We start from the raw sequence: 18,816 nt of genomic DNA, 5'->3' as shown, positions 1-18,816 counted from the left end.
CGTCCAGAGCTTCCTGGGGTTCTTTCTTGACTTTGGCAGGCAGATCCTTGCTGCGTCGCTCTTTTGAAATCGGAACACTCATGACCAAGGCCCTGCGTTGTATTTTGTTTGCCCTGAGCCTGACATCAATGGCCGTCGGCTGCGATTCGTCGTCGTCGAATGACGGCGATCATGCCTCGGTCAAGCGGGTCGACGTCAAGAACCCAAGGCCGGAAACGGCCTTGACGACCGTCACGCTCTCCGATGATGCGCGCAAGCACCTCGCGATCAGGACGATTGAAGTTGTGCGCGAAAGCGTTCAACAATTCCGCACGTATGGCGGCACGACCGTGATTCCGGAGGGGCGATCGATCACCCTTTCATCACCTTTTCCCGGAACGATTACAGCTACGTCCTCGCGTACCTGGCCCGGGCCCGGAATCAGTGTTTCAGCCGGTGAAATCCTATTTGAATTGCTTCCATCCATCAGGGGAGATCGGGAGGTCCTCAATCCCGCCGATCGAATCGCGCTGGCCCGAGTCCAGGCGGACCTCGAGACGGCAATGGCCCAGGCTCGGGGCGAAGTGGAGGCGGCCCTGGTCAGGCTGGATGCCGCTGCGATTGCGCAGGAGCGAGCCGAGCGCCTCTTGAGGGAAAACGCAGGATCGGTTCGTTCGCTTGATGAGGCCAAAGCCGGACACCGTCTAGCGAAGTCGAATCTGGACGCCGCACAAACTCGGCTGAGTGTTCTGGAGCGTACTTTCAGTGACCTTGAGGATGCAGCAACAGGCGTTGCGCTGCCGATTTCGCCCCAATTCGACGGCGTACTCCAGAAAATCTACGTTGCGGCCGGCCAAGCTGTGGCCGCCGGTGCTCCGTTGTGCGAAATTGCGTCGCTCGACCCGCTGTGGATCAAAGTGCCGGTCTACGTTGGAGACGTGGCATCCCTTGAAGGAGTCGACGCGGCACGGGTATTCGTCCTTGGCGACTCAAAGAATTACACATTGTTGGCGAAGCCCTTGTCATCGCCGATGACCGCGAATCCATCAACCGCAACCGTGGATTGGTATTACGAAATCGAGAATCCCACCCTTTCATTATTCCCGGGGCAACGGTTGAGATTGGACATTCCAACAACCGCAAAAACAGATCTGCTCGTCGTCCCCTGGGCCTCGGTGGTGCACGATATCCACGGTGGGCAATGGGTTTATCGAGAAGTGGAGCCGGGCGCCTTTACACGACTGCGCGTCGCCGTTGACCGCGTCGACGGAGACCTCGCGGTGCTGGCCAAGGGACTCCAGGAGAAATCTCGGATTGTGGTAGAGGGCTCGTCCGAATTGTTCGGCATTGAGTTTGGCGGAGCGGGGCACTAGTACCAACAGGGAGTTGCGAGGCCCGCCGGCGCGCCACGCATCCGAATCATGCTTTCGTGGATCGTCAAGACGTCGTTGCAGCTTCGCGTAGTGGTCATTGCACTGGCCGCGGTCAGCGTGGTCGCCGGATTTCGCGCGGCCACCGTCGTTCCGCTGGACGTTTTTCCGGAATTTGCGCCCCCACGAATCGAAATCCAGGTGGAAGCGCCTGGATTGTCCACTGAGGAAGTCGAAAGCCTGATCACGGTTCCGCTTGAGAGTGTCCTGAACGCCACGCCGTGGCTGACGACACTGCGCTCGAAGTCCGTGCTCGGCCTTGCCTCCATCGTCCTGTACCTGGAGGAAGACGTCGATCTCATGGAGGCCCGCCAACTCGTTCAGGAGCGCCTGGCGATTGAGGCTCCTCGGCTTCCCGCCGTCGCCAGGCCGCCGGTCATGCTCTCTCCGTTGTCATCGCTAAGCCGCGTGCTGAAGATTGGGATGTCGTCGAAGAAGCTCTCTCAGGTGGAGCTCACCACCCTCGCCAAGTGGTCGATTCGACCGCATCTGATGGCCGTCCCCGGCGTCGCGAATGTCGCCATCTGGGGTCAGCGCGACCGCCAGTTACAGGTGCGCGTGGATCCGGATCGCCTGCGACTTCACGGCGTTTCGTTGGATCAGGTGGTCCGCGCCGCCGGTGATGCAACGGTGGTTTCCGCGGGTGGCTTCGTCGATACGCCGGTCCAGCGGATTCCCATTCGTCATGCTGCTGCTGTTCAGACTGTCGAAGAACTCGCACGCGCGGTGGTTATCGAGTCCGATCAGGGGATACTCCGGCTGGGGGACGTCGCTGAGGTGGTTGAGGGGCATCCGGTGCCCATCGGCGATGCGGTGATCAACGACGGCCCGGGTTTGCTGCTCATCGTCGAGAAGCAGCCCTGGGGCAATACGCTTGAAGTAACACGAAAAGTTGAGACAGCGCTCGATGCCTTGCGCCCCGGTCTGAGCGACGTCGAAATCGATTCCACCATCTTCCGCCCGGCGACTTTCATCGAGCGCTCGATTGATAATCTGACGGACGCCATGCTCCTGGGCGCGCTGCTTGTCGCCATCATTCTTGTGATCTTCTTGTTTAACTGGCGCACCGCCGTCATCAGCCTGGTCGCCATTCCACTGTCCATCCTGGGGGCTATTCTCGTTCTCTATTGGCGAGGCGGGACGATCAACGTCATGACGCTCGCCGGCCTTGTCATCGCCGTCGGCGAAGTTGTCGATGACGCCATCATTGACGTCGAGAACATCGCGCGGCGTCTGCGGCTTAACGCCCTTGCCGGCTCGCCGGTGTCGAGCTTCCGCGTCGTTCTGCGTGCATCTCTTGAGGTGCGAAGCGCGGTCGTGTTCGCAAGCATGATCGTTATCCTCGTATTCGTTCCCATCTTTTTCCTTGAGGGGCTGGCGGGCACATTCTTTCGGCCGCTGGCGGTTTCGTACATCCTCGCCATCCTCGTGTCTCTGTTGGTTGCCCTAACGGTGACGCCGGCACTTTCCTATTTCTTGCTCCCGGGAGCCAATCATGTCGCGGAAGATTCCCGACTGGTTCGATGGCTCAAAGAGAAATACAGGAATCTCCTCCCGAGATTGCTCTTCAGGCCCGCCCGAATTGGCTGGAGCGTCGCGGCGATTCTCCTGGCGACGGCACTAAGCATTCCGCTCCTCGGCGAGGAATTCCTGCCGAGTTTTCAAGAGACCGATTTTCTGATGCATTGGGTCGAAAAGCCGGGCACTTCCCTCGACGCGTTGGCCCGTTCCACCATCAACGTAAGCCGAGAGCTACGCGCCATTCCCGGCGTACGAAATTTCGGCGCGCACCTGGGCCGCGCTGAGGTCGCCGATGAAGTCGTCGGCCCAAATTTCTGCGAACTCTGGATCAGCGTTGAGCCGGAAGCGGACTTTGCCGCGACCTTGGCGCGGATTCAGGCGGTCATCGACGAGTACCCCGGCATTTACCGAGATGTGCTGACATATCTGAAGGAGAGGATCAAAGAAGTCCTGACCGGTTCGAGCGCGAGCATCGTGGTTCGGTTGTTTGGTCCGGATCTCGCTATCCTTCGAGACAAGGCGCAGGAAGTCCAAAGGGTTATGGCGGAGGTTCCGGGTGTGACTGACCTTCACGTCGAGACGCAAACGCTTGTGCCTCAGATTCTGGTTCGACTCAAGCCGGACGCCGCGACTCTGTTCGGCCTGACCGCGGGCGATGTCCGCCGCGCTGCCACGACGCTACTGCAAGGCGTCAAAGTCGGCGAAATCTTCGAGGGACAAAAAGTCTTCGACGTCGCGGTCCTCGGGGATCTAAGACTGCGGGCCGACCCAAACGGGCTAGGAGACTTGTTGATCGACCTGCCCCGCAGCGGGCATACGCGACTGGGCGACGTTGCGGATATTGCGATTGTTCCAGCACCTAACGAAATCAAGCGCGAGTCAGCGTCGCGTCGCATCGACATTACCTGCAATGCAAAGGGCCGTGATTTGGGAAGCGTCGCGCGGGATGTGGAGGCAAAGGTGCGGTCCCTGAGTTTCGATCGCGAATACCACCCGGAGTTTCTGGGTGAGTTTGAGGCCCGCCAGGCGTCCCAGCGCCGATTGCTGGTTTTCTCATTCGCGGCTTTCGCCGGAATCGTTGTTCTGCTTTACGTGGAATTCCAGTCCGTGCGCCTAACGGGGCTGATCCTGCTTACGCTTGCCTTCTCGCTCGTTGGAGGCGTGGCCGCCGCGTTTCTTACCGGAGGGGTGCTGTCACTCGGCTCGCTCGTGGGTTTTGTCACGGTGATCGGCATCGCCGGGCGAAATGGCATCATGATGGTCAGCCACTACGAGCATCTGCTCCGCGAGGAAGGCGAGTGCATGAGCGCATCCTTCCTGCTGCGCGGTGCGGAAGAGCGCTTGTCTCCGATTCTGATGACCGCGCTGTCCACGGGTCTCGGCCTCGCCCCTTTGGTTATTGCAGGCGACAGACCGGGCCACGAGATTGAGTACCCGCTCGCCGTCGTCATCACCGGCGGCCTCGTCACATCCACGCTGATGAATCTCCTGTGTGTTCCGGCCCTGTACAGGGTATTTCGAAAGCCGGCTTGAAATGTGAATCCGGCAAAAGCGCTCTTATTCGAGCCGAGAATGAAAATGGGTGGGCACTGGGCGATGAGGGACTCGAACCCCCGACCCCCTCGGTGTAAACGAGGTGCTCTAACCAACTGAGCTAATCGCCCGGGTGCAGCGGGTTAAGCGTTGGATTCTAATGCGGGACGGGGCGTACGTCGAAGGGAAACAGCCCGATCGTCCAGGCGCAGGCTCGTCACTGCATTTCCTGCAGCGGGGTTTCGGGCTGATTAGTGGGACGGTTGATTCAGCGGACCGGGCCGGGGCCGAGGTCGTCTTCGGACATGAGTTGAAACTTGCGCAGGCGAAAAACCTGGACCGCGGTCTCAACGCTGTCTGTGTGGATGGCCAGGGCAGCGCGGCCTGCCGGGCGCACCAGCAGCGGGTAGGCATAGTCGATGTTGACCTCGCCGGCGAGCAGGGCGGAGCAGATGGACATCAATCCGTGGCCGTGCGGCACTTCAACAACTAGCAGCTCGGTCTGACTCAGGGGGAAGCCGCGCTTTTCAAGGATCTCGACGGCGGCGTCATGCTGGTCGCAGATGACCCGGATAATGGCGCAGTCGATTGCGTGAACGACCGACATCGCCACAACCCGGACGTCCGATCCTTCGAATGCCTTGAAGAGACGCATCAGTGCCCCGACACGGTCTTCGAGAAAGACCGATATCTGTCGAACCATTGGGGACTTGAGTGATCCCGCCGTTTCAAAGGGACGTGTTGCCATAGGGATATTGTATCGGCCTACTGCAGGCGAGAGAACAATCTTCAATTGGGCGATTTGGCCGTCCACCGGATGCGTCTTATGATGGATTTTCGAGCCCCTGGGAGCCGTTTATGACCTCTTTCGACCCGCAGAAGACTATTCCCGACGCCTCCGGGCGGTTCGGCAATTTCGGCGGGCAGTTCGTTCCGGAATCGCTCATGTCGGCACTGACCGACCTTGAGCAGGCCTATGCGACCGCTCGGCATGACGCAGCATTCTGGGCGGAATTGGACGGATACCTGCAGAATTACGTGGGCCGTCCGAGCCCGCTCTATCACGCGGCGAGGCTCAGTGAGCAACTCGGCGGCGCGGCCATCTACCTGAAGCGCGAGGATCTCAACCATACCGGGGCGCACAAGATCAACAATACGCTGGGTCAGGCCATTCTTGCCAAGCGAATGGGCAAGCGGCGCATCATTGCCGAGACCGGTGCGGGCCAGCACGGCGTGGCCACGGCAACAGCCGCCTGCGTCTTTGGACTCGAGTGTGTGGTGTACATGGGGGCGGAGGATGTCCGGCGTCAGCGTCTGAATGTCTATCGCATGGAGCTCATGGGCGCGCGCGTCGTTCCGGTGGAAAGCGGCCAGCGCACCCTCAAGGATGCCATTAACGAGGCACTACGCGACTGGATCGCTTCCGTTAGCACCACCCACTATGTGATCGGTTCTGTGATGGGTCCCCACCCATTTCCTCTGATCGTCCGCGACCTCCAATCTGTCATCGGTCGCGAGGCCCGACAACAGGCCCTGGCGCTTTCGGGTCGCCTGCCGGATGCCGTGGTTGCCTGCGTCGGAGGAGGCAGCAACGCCGCCGGAATATTCCACCCATTCATAAACGACGTCGGCGTCCGTCTTATCGGCGTCGAAGCGGCCGGCGAAGGTCTCGACAGACGGCACAGCGCCACGATTTCCAAGGGCCGCCCCGGCGTGCTTCACGGCATGCACACGATTGTGCTTCAGGATGACGACGGGCAGACGCTCCCGGTCCACTCCGTCTCGGCGGGACTGGACTATCCCGGCGTCGGCCCCGAGCACGCTTACTGGTCCGCTACCGGCCGTGCTGAATACGTCAGTGCCACGGACGATGAGGCGCTTGCGGCTTTTGAGTTGCTCAGTCGCACCGAGGGCATCATTCCCGCGCTGGAGACGGCCCATGCCATCGCTCACGTCGTCAAACTTGCGCCGAAGCTAGGGCGGGACAAGATGATTGTCGTTAGTCTCTCGGGCCGTGGCGACAAGGACTGCGTCGAGGTCGCCCGGCTCAGGGGGAAGAGCGTTGAGCACTAATCCGGTCAATCGAATTGATGCCACCCTGGCGGCACAGCCTTCCGGCCTCTGGCCGTTCATCCCCGCGGGCTATCCGAGTGTTGCATTTACTGCGTCCCTCCTTCGAGGTCTCGAATCGCTCCCGATTCGCGGCGTCGAGATCGGATTTCCCTTCTCCGACCCGATTGCAGACGGCCCGGTGATTCAGGAGGCTTTCACTCACAGCCTCGCCGCCGGAACGCGCGTGGACGATATCTTCGCTTTGATCGCCTCCGTCAGGCGCGATGTGAGTTACCCCATCCTCGGGATGGTTTCCGCCTCCATCATTTATCGCATCGGAGCGGACGAATTTATCGCGAGGGCAGCGGCCGCGGGCATCGACGGACTCATCATTCCCGACATCTCCCTCGAAGAGGCCCCCGCGATTGTCGAGCGCGTTCACGCCGCCGGGCTTCGCGTCGCGATGCTCGTCGCACCGACAACCCCGCCCGATCGGCAGGATCGCATCGCCCGTCTTGCCGGCGGATTTCTCTACTACGTCTCGGTGCAGGGCACGACCGGGGCGAGAGGAAAGCTACCCCCCGACCTGCGCGGTCATTTGGAGGACATTCGCCAGCGGACCCAGCGGCCGGTTCTGGTCGGTTTCGGCATCGGAACTGCCGATCAGGTTCGCGAAGTTTGTACGTTTGCCGACGGCGCCATTGTCGGCAGCGCGATTGTCGCCCGGATTTCACAGCTTGTTACCAAAGGTTGCAACGAGGAACAGCTACTCGCCGAGTGCATGTTGTTTGTCGCCGAACTCGCCGGCCCCGGGGCGCGCTGACGGTCTTCTTTATTGCCAGCCCCCTACCCTGCTTTCCGGCTCCGTGGTTCGCCTTTTTTATCGATTCTGCGGGGGCGTGCCATGCTCGTCAGGGTGCTTGAATTGCACTACAATTCCCCCTGTCCGGGCGGCATGATTTTTGCCCGGTAATCCTGACGGAGTCGAAGAAACGGATGACCGACCAAAACCAGCCTGATCCGCCGGCCGCATTGCCTAATCCATCGCGAAACCTGCCGATTGTCGAGGAGATGCAGGATTCCTATTTGCGCTACGCGATGAGCGTCATCGTGGCGCGCGCTCTTCCTGATGTCCGCGACGGTCTTAAGCCCTCGCAGCGGCGCATTCTGGTGGCGATGCACGACCTGAAGCTGGGGCCGCGCACGGCCCATCGAAAATGCGCCAAGATCTCGGGCGACACTTCCGGCAATTATCACCCGCACGGCGAGGCCGTGGTCTATCCCACGCTGGTGCGTATGGCGCAGCCGTTTGCCATGCGGTACCCATTGATCGACGGTCAGGGTAACTTCGGCTCAATCGACGGCGATCCGCCGGCCGCCATGCGGTATACGGAAGCGCGCATGGCATCGCCGACCATGGAGATGCTGGAGGACATCGACAAGGAGACCACCGACTTCGTTCCCAACTATGACGAAACGACGACCGAGCCGGTGGTGCTTCCGTCGAAGTTTCCGAATCTCCTTGTTAACGGCAGCATGGGCATCGCCGTCGGCATGGCGACGAGCATGCCGCCGCACAACCTCGGCGAGATTTGCGATGGGCTCATCGCGCTCATCGAGAATCCCGCGATATCCATTCAGGAATTGATGAAGCACGTTCCGGGACCGGACTTCCCCACCGGGGCGATGATCTGCGGTCGTCAGGGCATTATCGATGCCTATACGCGCGGGCGCGGCTCGATGACATTGCGTGCCAAGACGCACTTTGAGGAGATGAAAGGCGATCGAACGCGCATCGTCGTTGATGAGATTCCGTTCAACATCCTGAAGAACACGATCACCGAGAAAATCGCCCAGTGCGTCAAGGACGGCCGTCTGCCGGAAGTCTCCGACGTGCGGGACGAGTCCGACCGCAAGCACGCCATTCGGCTGGTTGTCGAATGCAAGTCGGGGGTGAGCGGCGACGTGGTGCTTAATAAGCTCTACCAGTACACGCCGCTTCAGACGAATTTCGCGGTCACGAATATCGCGCTGGTCGGCAAGCAGCCCCAGACGTTGTCCATCAAGCAGTTGATGGAGTATTACCTCGATCACCGCAAGGACATCGTGACGCGGAGAACGCGCTTTCTGCTTCGCAAGGCGCGGCAACGGGCCCATATTCTTGAGGGCCTGATCCTCGCGGTGGGTGACATCGACGCCATCATTCAACTGATCCGCAAGTCGGCAAATCCCGATGCCGCGAAACAGAGCCTCATGGCGCGACCGCTTCGGCTCGCGGATTCGGCAGCGCTCTACAAGCTGCTGCCTCAGCAGTTCGCCAGGAAGGCGGGGGCCGCTGATCAGTTCCTGACCGGCGTCCAGGCCCAGGCGATCCTCTCGATGCAACTGCAAAGGTTGACAGGCCTCGAGGTGGAAAAGCTGGCAAAGGAATACGTCGGACTCGTCGCCGAAATCGACGGTTACGCGGCGATCCTCGCGGAGCCTGCGCGGGTATTGGATATTCTTCGCGAAGACATTCACGAGATGAAGGCGAAGTACGCGGATCCGCGACGCACAGAGATCACCGCCGCCGTCGGCGAGTTCTGCATGGAGGAATTGATCGAAGACCTTCCGGTCATCGTGACGATTTCTCACCAAGGCTACATTAAGCGCGTCAGCACGGACACATACCGCAGCCAGGGTCGCGGCGGCCGCGGCATTCGGGCGAGCGACACCAAGGAAGGCGATTTCCTTGAGCATGTCTTCGTCGCCAGCACGCATAACTACCTGCTCTTCTTTACGACGCGCGGGCGCGTTTATTGGCTGAAGGTCTATGACATCCCGGAGATGGCCCGGACCGCGCGCGGGCGATCGATCGCCAACCTGCTCAGGCTTCAGGACAGCGAGACGGTGACCGCCGTTCTTCCGGTATCGCAGTTCGAGGAGAAATTCGTCCTCTTCGCCACGGCACAAGGCACGGTCAAGAAGACCGCGCTGGGCGCTTTCTCCCGACCTCGACCGAGCGGGATTATCGCCATCGGTCTCGATCCGGCGGACTCGTTGATCCGTGTGCAACTCGTGGGCGAGGACGACCAGGTGGTGCTTGGAACACGCAAGGGCATGTCGATTCGCTTCATGCACACCGACGTGCGGGCGATGGGTCGCGCGGCGGGCGGCGTGCGCGGCATCAGCCTCGATCGAGACGACGAAGTTGTCGATATGGCCGTGATCCGCCCCGAGATGAGCCTGTTGACGGTCTGCGAGAACGGATTCGGCAAGCGAACCGACATCGACGCCTATCGACTTCAGAAGCGCGGAGGAAGCGGCGTCATCAATATCCGGGCGAATGAGCGGAACGGCGACGTTGTGGCGCTTCGCGCTGTGACCGATGCCGATGAACTCATGCTCATATCCGCTCAGGGGATCATGCTTCGCACCGAGGTCTCCCAGCTTCGCGAGATCGGCCGCGCCACACAGGGCGTCAAGCTGATGAAGCCGGACGAGGGCGACAAGGTGGTGTCGGTGGCGCGCATCGCGTCGGAGGAGGCCGACGAAGATGCATCCGCTGCCGCGCGAGACGTTGCAGAACAGCCTTCGGATGCCGGCGGAGAGTTGCCGACCGGAGGCGATGACGACGCGCCGGGGCAGAATCCGGAATAGGCTGGTTCCAACGAGGGTTGAAGCGTGACAGCGCTTGCGAGTCTTTCCCGGGCGGCGGCTGCAATTGGAGACCTCGTGCTTCCCCGGGTGTGCGCTGCCTGCGATCATTCCATCGGGCTTGACGAGCGTGACCTGTGCGCCGCATGCGCCGCGGAGCTTACCGCGGTCATTGACGTACCCTATTGCCGGCACTGTGGAGAGAGCAGGGGGGCGTATCTTCTGCATGATGCACGATGCACACGATGCGTTACCGGGCTTACCCGGGGGCGATTTCACTCGTTCGTTCGAGTCGGAACGTATGCCGGGCCGCTGAAGGCGTTGATCCTCCGATTCAAGCGATCGTTCACGATGGATCATTTTCTGGGTTCGTTGCTGGCCAAGTCGATTCAGGGGGCGATGAGTCCGCCGGCGATTGATTGCTGGACGCCTATCCCATCGCACTGGACGCGAAAGTGGCAACTGGGCTATCAGCCGACGGCATTGTTGGCGCGCTCGGCGGTTGCGCATTTTGGCGGAGTCGTCGAGGCGCTCCTTGTCATGCGCAAGGAAGTACGGCCGTTTCACGAGCGGTCGGGCGTCACGGCGGCTCAGAGAGCGAAGGAGATTGAGGATGCCATGATGATCGGGCGAGGATCGCGCATCGCCGGCCGGCACATCTGTCTGGTGGATGACGTAATGACCACCGGCGCCACACTCCGCGAAGCGGCCAAGGCGCTCAAGTCGGCGGGCGCCGCGAGCGTCTCTGCAGCGGTTTTGGCAAGGGCAGGACAGGGCGAACCTGTAGTGATGAGCCCGAGCGCCGGGGTTGACCGGCAGGAAGGGAACGCCTAGACTTCGAGTCGTCTGCGATTTGTGTGCCATAAATATATGCTGCATCTTGTTTTATGCTGTGAGGCGAGTCTTGAGGCACGTCGGGGATTCGCCCGCGAGCGCCATGATCGATTTCGTAGGGAATTCCTTATCGTGGGGTAACTTACATGCAGATTACAGTATCCGGCCTACATACGGAGATTCCTGCGTCGCTCCGCGAGTACGTGGAAGAGAAGGCCTCGAAATTTGAGCGCTACTACGATCGTGTTCAGACTGTTGAAGTGGTGTTCGCCGCCGAGGCGTCGAAGCTGAAATGCGAGATCATTGCGCGAGCCGATCATCATGCCACGTTTGTCGCCAAGGAAATACACGAAGATGCGTTCGCCGCATTCGACACAACCGCACGGGAATTGGAGCGTCAGTTGACGCGACACAAGGAAAAGCACCGCAACCATAAGCATCCTGAAGCGGACCGCATAGAATAGCGGCTGCCAGGCAGCCCCGTTCCGCATGTACCACGAGGAATCAAGACCATGAAGCTCACGGACTTTGTCGTGCAAGGTGCGATCGTGCCTGAATTGCAGGCCACCGATCGAAACGGTGTGATTCGTGAACTGGTCAAGAGCGTCTGCGATGCGTCCGGCGTGTCTGCTCAAAGCGCGGAGACGATCGCCAAGGCGGTGATTCAGCGAGAAAACCAGGGCAGCACCGGCTTCGGCAAGGGTGTCGCCGTACCCCACGTCAAGCACGCGCTGGTGCCCAAGATCATGTCCACGATCGGGCGAATTCCGGCGGGCCTCGATTTCTCCGCGCTGGATCGCGCCCCGGTTTACACGGTCGTGGTATTGCTTTCGCCCCCGGATAATCCTGACGGCCACCTTCAGGCCATGGAGAGCATCTTCAGGCATTTGCAGCGGGACAACTTCAGGAGATTTCTCCGGCAGGCGGAGACCGCGAGTGCTATTTGGGAGTTGATCAAAGAGGCCGATGAGATGCCCGCGGGTTGACGCGCACGGCATACGTCGCGGGCCTCGGAGTTTGTTCGTTGGTTCGATGGGGCGTTGCTGTTTCGATGGCGCGTTAACAGGCGACGGGGCCGTGTCGCGGTAAAGAGTTGATCATTTGCCCAGTTTGAATGGCATCACAAGCTCTCAACCTCGCGCGTCGTCCGGTCTGGAAACCGGTTGATTAGACACATGGACGAATGGCATGACGGAAGCAAATGGACAGGCGGAGATCGAGGTCACGATCTCGAACGCACAGGGCTTGCATGCCCGGCCGGTCATGCGTTTTGTCGATCTGGCTTCGACTTTCCAGAGTTCGATTCGGGTGCTCAAGCGCTCCGATGGGAGATCGGTCGATGGCAAGAGTCCGATGGAAATGATGCTTCTGGAAGGTGTAAAGGGAACGGTCTTCGGAATTTGCGCTCAGGGTCCGGACGCCAGGGAGGCCGTGCAGGCCCTGGCCGATCTCGTCAATTCAAAATTCGGCGAAGAATGATATTTGCAGGGTTCATACAACGGGGCCGTGATGCGCGCGTCGTTTTTCCGGAGGCGACATGGCGCTAAAGCGTGGCATTGGCGTATCCGCCGGAGTCGTCGTGGCGGATGCGCTGGTTCTCGACACTGCCGAAACGCGCGTGCCTCGCCGGACCGTTTCAGCGGAGCAGATTCCGCGCGAACTGGATCTGGTCAATCGGGCCTTCACCGCAGCCGCCGAGGAAATCGCCAACGAGCGACAGGAGTTGTCCAAGCGTGCCGGGAATGACCTGGCGGACATCTTCGGATTTCACGAGCGCTGGTTGAACGACCAGAAACCTCGCAAAGAAATCTCGCAGCAGGTCGAATCGCGCCGATACAGCGCCTCCTACGCGATCAGCGTCTTCATGCGGAAATATCGAAGACGGTTTCAGGAGATGGCGAGCCCGTTCCTGCAGGAGCGCGGCAAGGATGTGCTCGACATCGAGAGACGTCTGCTGCATCACGTCGGCGGTGAAGCGCGGCAAGAGTTGTCGGCGCTGGAATCGCCGGTCATCGTCGTCGCCCACGATCTCACCCCTTCACAGGTGGTGATGCTCGAAAAGACCAAGAAAGTGCTCGGTTTTGCCACCGATGCCGGAGGGTCCACGTCGCACACGGCGATCCTCGCTGCCGGCCTCGGGCTGCCCGCCGTTGTCGGACTTGAGGATATCACCGCTCATGTGTCGAGCGGAGATACGCTTGTCGTGGACGGATTGCACGGCGTCGTCGTCATCAATCCTGACTCGTCCCAGCGTGCGGAATACGACACGCAGGCGGCCCACCTTCTCGAGGTCAAGGCGACGCTCGGCGAGCTGCGCGGTCTGCCGGCCCAAACGCTCGATGGACACACGATCGAGCTGCTCGGCAACATCGAGTTTCCCTCTGAAGTTGCGGTCTGCCTCGAGCAGGGGGCCACGGGCATCGGGCTCTTCCGAACGGAGTTCCTGTTTCTTCATGACGGACCGGTGCCCGACGAGGAAACGCAGTATCAGGTTTACAAGTCGGCAATCGATGCGGTGGGATGTCGCCCCCTCGTGATTCGCACGATGGACCTCGGCGGGGATAAGTGTCATACCGGCGGCGCCTGGGAGCCGGAGAAGAATCCGTTTCTGGGACTGCGTTCAATTCGATACAGCTTGCAGCATCTCACGATGTTTCGCGCGCAATTGCGCGCCATCGCGCGTGCCAGCCTTCTGGGCGATGTGCGGGTCATGTTTCCGTTGATCTCCCGCATCATGGAGCTTCGCCAGGCGAAGTTTGTCCTTAATCTCGTGAAGGAAGAGTTAGAAGAGAGCGGATATGAGTTCACGCGTCCCTTGCCGGTAGGTGTCATGGTGGAGACGCCGGCGGCGGCGATCTGTGCCCGCGAGTTGGCCCGGGAAACCGATTTTCTCAGCATCGGCACGAATGACCTGATTCAGTACACGCTCGCCGTCGATCGCGGCAACGAGCGTGTCGCTCAGCTATACACCCCGGCCGATCCCTCGATCATTCGCCTGATTCGCGGCGTGGTGCGCGACGGTAGTCGATTTAACGCAAAGGTGAGCATTTGCGGGGAAATGGCGGGCGACCCGCTGTTTACTATCTTATTGCTGGGACTGGGGTTACGCACGCTTTCGATGGCTGCCGGCCACATTCCTGTCGTGAAGAACATTATTCGATGCATTACGATGGCCGATGCGGAGAGGGTGAAGCGACGAGTTTTGTCCTTTGAAAGCGAGCGTGAGGTGCTAAACTACCTTAGAGTCGAGACTCGAAAGGTCTGGGGAGACCTTTAGTTCGCCCCGGCAATTGGCGGAAATGCAGAGATCGACGGTTTTGGCTGCATTTCCGCCACTTGCTTGACACGCGAGTGAAATGATTTCGATTCCCGACGCCGGCGTCGTGTGACGCCTGGGCCTTTGGGAACCACTGTATTTGTGAGGGATCGCTAACGGATTGCGCAATCGTTTGGCGATTCGGTATTCTGTCGAAGGTGACCTTCGGTTCATCTCGCACCACGATTCGTTGCGGCTCTTTGAGCGAGCGATGATTCGGGCCGACTTTCCCCTGCGGTATTCCGAGGGGTTCAATCAGCGCCCGAAATTAAGCATCGCATTGCCGCGGCCGGTGGGAGTAGCATCCCGCGACGAACTTCTGGTGATCACGCTGACCGAGCCCACGGAGCCATCGACGGCCTTATCTCGACTCTCTCCGCATATGCCGCGGGGCCTGGCCCTGCTTGATGCCGAGCCTGTCGAAGATTCTGACCGACGCCTTCCCTGCGAAGCTACCTACACCATGCCCATGACCGACGACGCATGCGAGACAGTTCTCGCCCGTGCGCGGTCTTTCCTGGCCTCGGATTCAATGATCGTCGAGCGGCACGCCGCCGACAGCAGGAATCCGGCCAAGAAGGTCGACATCCGACCGTACATACGGTCGATCGACGTGAGCGGCGGCATGCTTCGCTGGACACAGATTGTGACGGGCACCGGGACATCCCGAGTGGGTGAGATTCTCGACCTGCTCGGCCTGCCAAGTTGCTTGCACTTGCACCGGCTGACGCGCGAATCGGTTAAATACGAACCGTGATCGCGCCGGGCACCGCAATCCTTCGGGATCCCTCCCGGAGACGCCAGTTTTGAAAAACATACGACAAACATCAAAGGCTAAAAAGAAGACGGGCGCATCGACGTCCGCCAAGAAACCGGCCGCGGCCAAATCCCGGGCCAAGGCGGCGACCAAGTCTGCGAGTCCGCCTCACGACAAGAAAATCGAGAAGGTGGAGTCCGCAGTCACCGTGGCTGACCCTGGGCCGTCAAAGGCTGCCAGGGCCGCGGCGCCGAGCGCCGAGTCCGGCTTCGACGCCGGTATCTTCGAGGTCGAAGAACGACTTTACGAACCACACGCGGCTCCGGCCGTCGCCGTGGTTGACTTGCTCCCCGAAGGAGAACAGTCGCGCACCATCGTCGTTGAGGAGTACCCGTCATCCAATCCCGCCGTCACTCATATTGAAGATAATGCGGACTTGAGCGACAGAAATAGCGAGCGTGACACCAACGGTGAAACGACAAGCGGCCAGGAGGAAGCGGGCCCGATCACGATATCGGGCGATTCCGAGGCCGCCGCTGCCAAGCCCGTTGAAGAGGAGCGTGACGCCCGTTCGGGTCGGCGGCCTCGAAGGCGTCGCGGATCGGGGCGCGGCCGAGACGCTGCCCGCTCAGCGGAGTCAGAGTCGCCTCCACGAGACGAGGAGTCACCGCGATCTCGACAGCCTGCGACCGTCAAGTCCGAGCCCGCGCCGCAGCGCGAATTAGTGCCGGCAGACGATCGCGAAGAGGACGATATTCTGCTGGACGGCGATGACGTCGCTGTTGATCCGTCGGATTCGACGCGTCGCGAAATGCTCATCAACGTATCCGATCCTGATGAAGTCAGGATCGCGCTGCTTAACGACGGGCGACTTGACGAACTCTACATCGAGCGCGCCGCTTCGATCTCAAATGTCGGAAACATCTACAAGGGCAAGGTGACCAACGTCGAGCCCTCAATTCAGGCGGCCTTCGTGGACTTCGGCCGGCCGGCGCATGGCTTTCTGCACATCAGCGATCTGCATCCCAACTACTTTCCGGGCAACGAGGGCGAATTGGAATTAGTCGGGCGCAAGACGCCGCGACGCCACCGTCCGCCGATCCAGGCATGCCTCAAGCGCGGCCAGGAAGTTCTCGTGCAGGTCATCAAGGAAGGCGTGGGAACGAAGGGGCCGACGCTGTCCACCTATATTTCGCTACCGGGCCGGTTCCTTGTGATGATGCCGAACATGGAGCAGCTCGGCGTTTCGCGCAAGATCGAAGACGAGGAGCAACGACGGACGCTGCGAGAGGCCCTTAATCAGCTTTCGCTGCCGAAGGACATGGGGTTCATCGTTCGCACGGCGGGCATCGGGAGAAACAAGCGAGATCTTCAGCGCGATTTGAACTACTTGTCGCGGTTATGGGAAAAGGTCCAGCTGCGCATCAAGAAGGAGCCTGCCCCGGCGACACTCTATACAGAGTCCGATCTGGTGATCCGCACGGTTCGCGACGTCTATGACGCGAGCCTCCATAAGATCATCATCGACGACGAGACGGTCGCTCAGCGAGTCCGCGAGTTTCTGCGAATTGCCAGTCCCCGGACTCAGGACATGGTTACGCTGTATTCCGAGCCTGAGCCGTTGTTCCATCGCTACGGAATCGAGACCGAGATTGACAAGCTCTATTCCAAGACGGTGCCGCTGCAATGCGGCGGGTCCCTGGTCATCGAGCAAACGGAGGCCCTTGTCGCCATCGACGTGAATTCCGGTCGATTCCGTGTGCCCGAGAACGCGGAAGAGACCGCGTTCCGGGTGAACCTGGAGGCGGCCGATGAAATTGCCCGGCAATTGCGACTGCGCGACCTCGGCGGCCTGATCATTTGCGATTTCATCGACATGCTTCAGGAGCGCCATCGTCGGCAAATCGAGATGAAACTGACCGAGGCTCTGAGGAAACACAAAGAACGCGCCAAGCTCTTGCGCATCTCGCGATTCGGAATCCTGGAGATGACGCGACAGCGTCAGCGGCCGTCCTTTGCGAAGAATATGTACCACGAGTGCCCGCGCTGCACGGGCAGTGGCCGCGTCAAGGCGCCGGACAGCGTGTCGCTCGATGTCATGCGGTCGATTCGTCTGGCGAGCCAGATGGAGGACGTGTCCAGCGTGGATGTGGTCGTGGCGACGGCCGTGGCGAACGATCTGCTAAATCGCAAGCGGCACCAGTTGACGGATATCGAGCGCGAGCACGGCCAGCTGATTCGCATCCACGCGGATTCCGCATTGGCAGTCGATGACGTCAGGATATCATGTACCGACCGGCGAGGTCGTGATGTCCCATTGGCCGCCATTGCCAGAAATGGATCGGGGTCTTCCAGTGAGGCGGCCAACACCGGACGTCCGGCCGCAACATCAAAGCCGGCTTCGGCCGTGGAGCGCCAAGGGCAGAACCGCGGTCGACGCGGTGGCCGTCGCCGTCGCGGCAGAGGTGGTTCGGGCGCGTCCGCACCGTCAGGAGGATCTGCATAATCATCATGGATGAATCGACTTTCGATGGACCTCGCAATGCGATGGTCGCCAAAGCGAAATTAAGGCCGCACGGGCTTCGCCGTCGAATGACAAGAGTCCTTTCAAACTTTGCGCCGCTCTTCCTATACGCATGCGTCGGGTGCGGTCCGGTCTGGTACATCGACCCGGAGTTTGGCGAGCGACAGGCAGCCCAGACAGGTAAGCCGCTCCTGCTTTACTTCAAAGTCTGGGACTCCAGTCAGCACCGCAATATGCGCCTGGAAGTGTTCGACAACAGCGCGGTCAAGAGCGAGCTTACCGGCACGGTGAATGTCGAGGTGGAATTCGGCCTTTTTCCCGAGTTCTGCAAGCGATTCGGCGTGCAGCGGCCCCAGGTATGCGTGATGGCCACTCCGCAGGGGAAGCGCGTCGGCACGCCGATTTATGTCAATCCCGTTCCGGCTCCAGAGCAGTTCTTGGAATGGTTAAAGCGCGCCAAGGCCGAAGCGAAGCCGTCTGAATCAACTTCGGCGCCCGCAACCCCGCAAAAGTAGACAGGAACTCCGCTGATTCAGCGAAGCGTTGGCGCGATGTCGCGCTTACTCTTCATTTGCTTCGCGGAATTCTTCCAGCCATGCCATTTGGATGGCCTCCAGCTTGGCCTCGTTCGAGGCATGGGGGTCATCTCCGAAATCCGGCAGGGCGATCACCCATTCACGCAGGTCGGTGAACCGTGCGGTCAGGGGGTCCGTCGTGGGCATCTTCTCGTGAAGGAGGATGCCGATGTCCTCGGAATCCAGCCAGGTCAGTTTGCGCGGCATCGTTACTCATCCCTTTTCGTCGTCATGCCTTCAGCGCCGTGCGGTTCGCGGGCGAGGTTTCGATTCCAGCTCGGAATTCTCACCTTAACGTTCTTCGTGCCGCTCGGGACGCACTGGCAACCCAGGCGACTGTTGGGCTTGAGGTCATACGCCTCTTCAAGTTCGTCGTCCTCGTCCTCCGTGGTCTCATTGCAACTGTCGAGACCTTCGAGCACGTGAACGTGACAGGTGCTGCATGCGCAAACGCCGCCGCAGGCATGATCCAGCTCGATGTGATGGCCCATGCAGATATCGAGAATGCTGCCGGGAAGCCCATGATCCTCGAAAGGAATCTTCGCCGGGTCAATCTCCAGAACATGCTCGGTGCCCTGTTCGTCGATAATCGTCAGGGTATACTTCTGGACGGTCTTTGCGTCCGTATCTTTGATATATGGATTCTGGCCGCCCATGTC

The 18,816-nt window shown here is 60.3% G+C and carries 16 protein-coding genes and 1 tRNA gene; 13 read left to right on the top strand and 4 right to left on the bottom strand.

Annotated elements, in window-relative coordinates; all coding sequences use genetic code 11:
* The first annotated feature begins 80 nt into the window (after nt 1-80).
* Together HS101_09015 and HS101_09010 are read left to right on the top strand one after the other, a co-directional pair.
* A complete protein-coding gene (locus tag HS101_09015) occupies nt 81-1,352 on the top strand; it encodes an efflux RND transporter periplasmic adaptor subunit (protein MBE7506410.1) in 1,272 nt (423 codons plus the stop codon).
* Between the two features lie 48 nt (nt 1,353-1,400).
* Nucleotides 1,401-4,463, top strand: a complete 3,063-nt coding sequence (locus HS101_09010) for an efflux RND transporter permease subunit (GenBank protein MBE7506409.1) — start codon at nt 1,401-1,403, stop codon at nt 4,461-4,463.
* Between the two features lie 57 nt (nt 4,464-4,520).
* On the opposite strand, the gene HS101_09005 is transcribed toward HS101_09010, so the two are convergent.
* A tRNA-Val gene (locus HS101_09005) sits at nt 4,521-4,594 on the bottom strand.
* Nucleotides 4,595-4,731: 137 nt separating this feature from the next.
* The gene (locus tag HS101_09000; protein MBE7506408.1) at nt 4,732-5,211 is read right to left on the bottom strand and encodes an acetolactate synthase; all 480 of its coding nucleotides are present in this window, start codon (nt 5,209-5,211) and stop codon (nt 4,732-4,734) included.
* A 110-nt stretch (nt 5,212-5,321) separates the two neighbouring features.
* Between HS101_09000 and trpB the strand changes: the two genes are divergently transcribed.
* The 11 genes from trpB (at nt 5,322) to HS101_08945 (ending at nt 18,097) form a co-directional block, all read left to right on the top strand.
* Nucleotides 5,322-6,536: a tryptophan synthase subunit beta gene (gene trpB / locus HS101_08995; protein ID MBE7506407.1), complete on the top strand. Its 1,215-nt coding sequence runs from the start codon at nt 5,322-5,324 to the stop codon at nt 6,534-6,536.
* Complete coding sequence (locus tag HS101_08990; protein ID MBE7506406.1) at nt 6,526-7,338, top strand: tryptophan synthase subunit alpha; 813 nt, start codon at nt 6,526-6,528, stop codon at nt 7,336-7,338. Before trpB ends, HS101_08990 begins: the two co-directional genes overlap by 11 nt.
* A 173-nt stretch (nt 7,339-7,511) precedes the next feature.
* On the top strand, nt 7,512-10,154 hold the full coding sequence (gene gyrA, locus HS101_08985; GenBank protein MBE7506405.1) for a DNA gyrase subunit A: 2,643 nt from the start codon (nt 7,512-7,514) through the stop codon (nt 10,152-10,154).
* Nucleotides 10,155-10,178: 24 nt separating this feature from the next.
* On the top strand, nt 10,179-10,985 hold the full coding sequence (locus HS101_08980; protein MBE7506404.1) for a ComF family protein: 807 nt from the start codon (nt 10,179-10,181) through the stop codon (nt 10,983-10,985).
* Nucleotides 10,986-11,131: 146 nt separating this feature from the next.
* Nucleotides 11,132-11,449, top strand: coding sequence for a ribosome-associated translation inhibitor RaiA (gene raiA / locus HS101_08975; GenBank protein MBE7506403.1), 318 nt, complete (start codon nt 11,132-11,134; stop codon nt 11,447-11,449).
* Between the two features lie 48 nt (nt 11,450-11,497).
* Complete coding sequence (locus tag HS101_08970; GenBank protein MBE7506402.1) at nt 11,498-11,971, top strand: PTS sugar transporter subunit IIA; 474 nt, start codon at nt 11,498-11,500, stop codon at nt 11,969-11,971.
* A 202-nt stretch (nt 11,972-12,173) separates the two neighbouring features.
* The gene (locus tag HS101_08965; GenBank protein ID MBE7506401.1) at nt 12,174-12,464 is read left to right on the top strand and encodes an HPr family phosphocarrier protein; all 291 of its coding nucleotides are present in this window, start codon (nt 12,174-12,176) and stop codon (nt 12,462-12,464) included.
* Between the two features lie 58 nt (nt 12,465-12,522).
* Complete coding sequence (gene ptsP / locus HS101_08960) at nt 12,523-14,262, top strand: phosphoenolpyruvate--protein phosphotransferase (protein MBE7506400.1); 1,740 nt, start codon at nt 12,523-12,525, stop codon at nt 14,260-14,262.
* A gap of 160 nt (nt 14,263-14,422) precedes the next feature.
* Nucleotides 14,423-15,058, top strand: coding sequence for a DUF2344 domain-containing protein (locus tag HS101_08955; GenBank protein ID MBE7506399.1), 636 nt, complete (start codon nt 14,423-14,425; stop codon nt 15,056-15,058).
* 811 nt (nt 15,059-15,869) lie between these two features.
* Nucleotides 15,870-17,564, top strand: a complete 1,695-nt coding sequence (locus HS101_08950; GenBank protein ID MBE7506398.1) for an Rne/Rng family ribonuclease — start codon at nt 15,870-15,872, stop codon at nt 17,562-17,564.
* A gap of 5 nt (nt 17,565-17,569) precedes the next feature.
* Complete coding sequence (locus tag HS101_08945) at nt 17,570-18,097, top strand: hypothetical protein (protein MBE7506397.1); 528 nt, start codon at nt 17,570-17,572, stop codon at nt 18,095-18,097.
* Between the two features lie 45 nt (nt 18,098-18,142).
* Here the strand turns inward: HS101_08945 and iscX are convergent, their stop codons facing one another.
* Together iscX and HS101_08935 are read right to left on the bottom strand one after the other, a co-directional pair.
* A complete protein-coding gene (iscX, locus tag HS101_08940) occupies nt 18,143-18,364 on the bottom strand; it encodes a Fe-S cluster assembly protein IscX (GenBank protein MBE7506396.1) in 222 nt (73 codons plus the stop codon).
* Between the two features lie 2 nt (nt 18,365-18,366).
* The gene (locus tag HS101_08935; GenBank protein MBE7506395.1) at nt 18,367-18,813 is read right to left on the bottom strand and encodes a 2Fe-2S iron-sulfur cluster binding domain-containing protein; all 447 of its coding nucleotides are present in this window, start codon (nt 18,811-18,813) and stop codon (nt 18,367-18,369) included.
* Nucleotides 18,814-18,816: the final 3 nt, after the last annotated feature.

It is taken from the genome of Planctomycetia bacterium, assembly GCA_015075745.1.
Taxonomy (GTDB): Bacteria; Planctomycetota; Phycisphaerae; order UBA1845; family UTPLA1; genus UTPLA1.
Note: the sequence above shows the minus strand (reverse complement) of the source record. Positions and strands in the feature narration are given on the sequence as shown.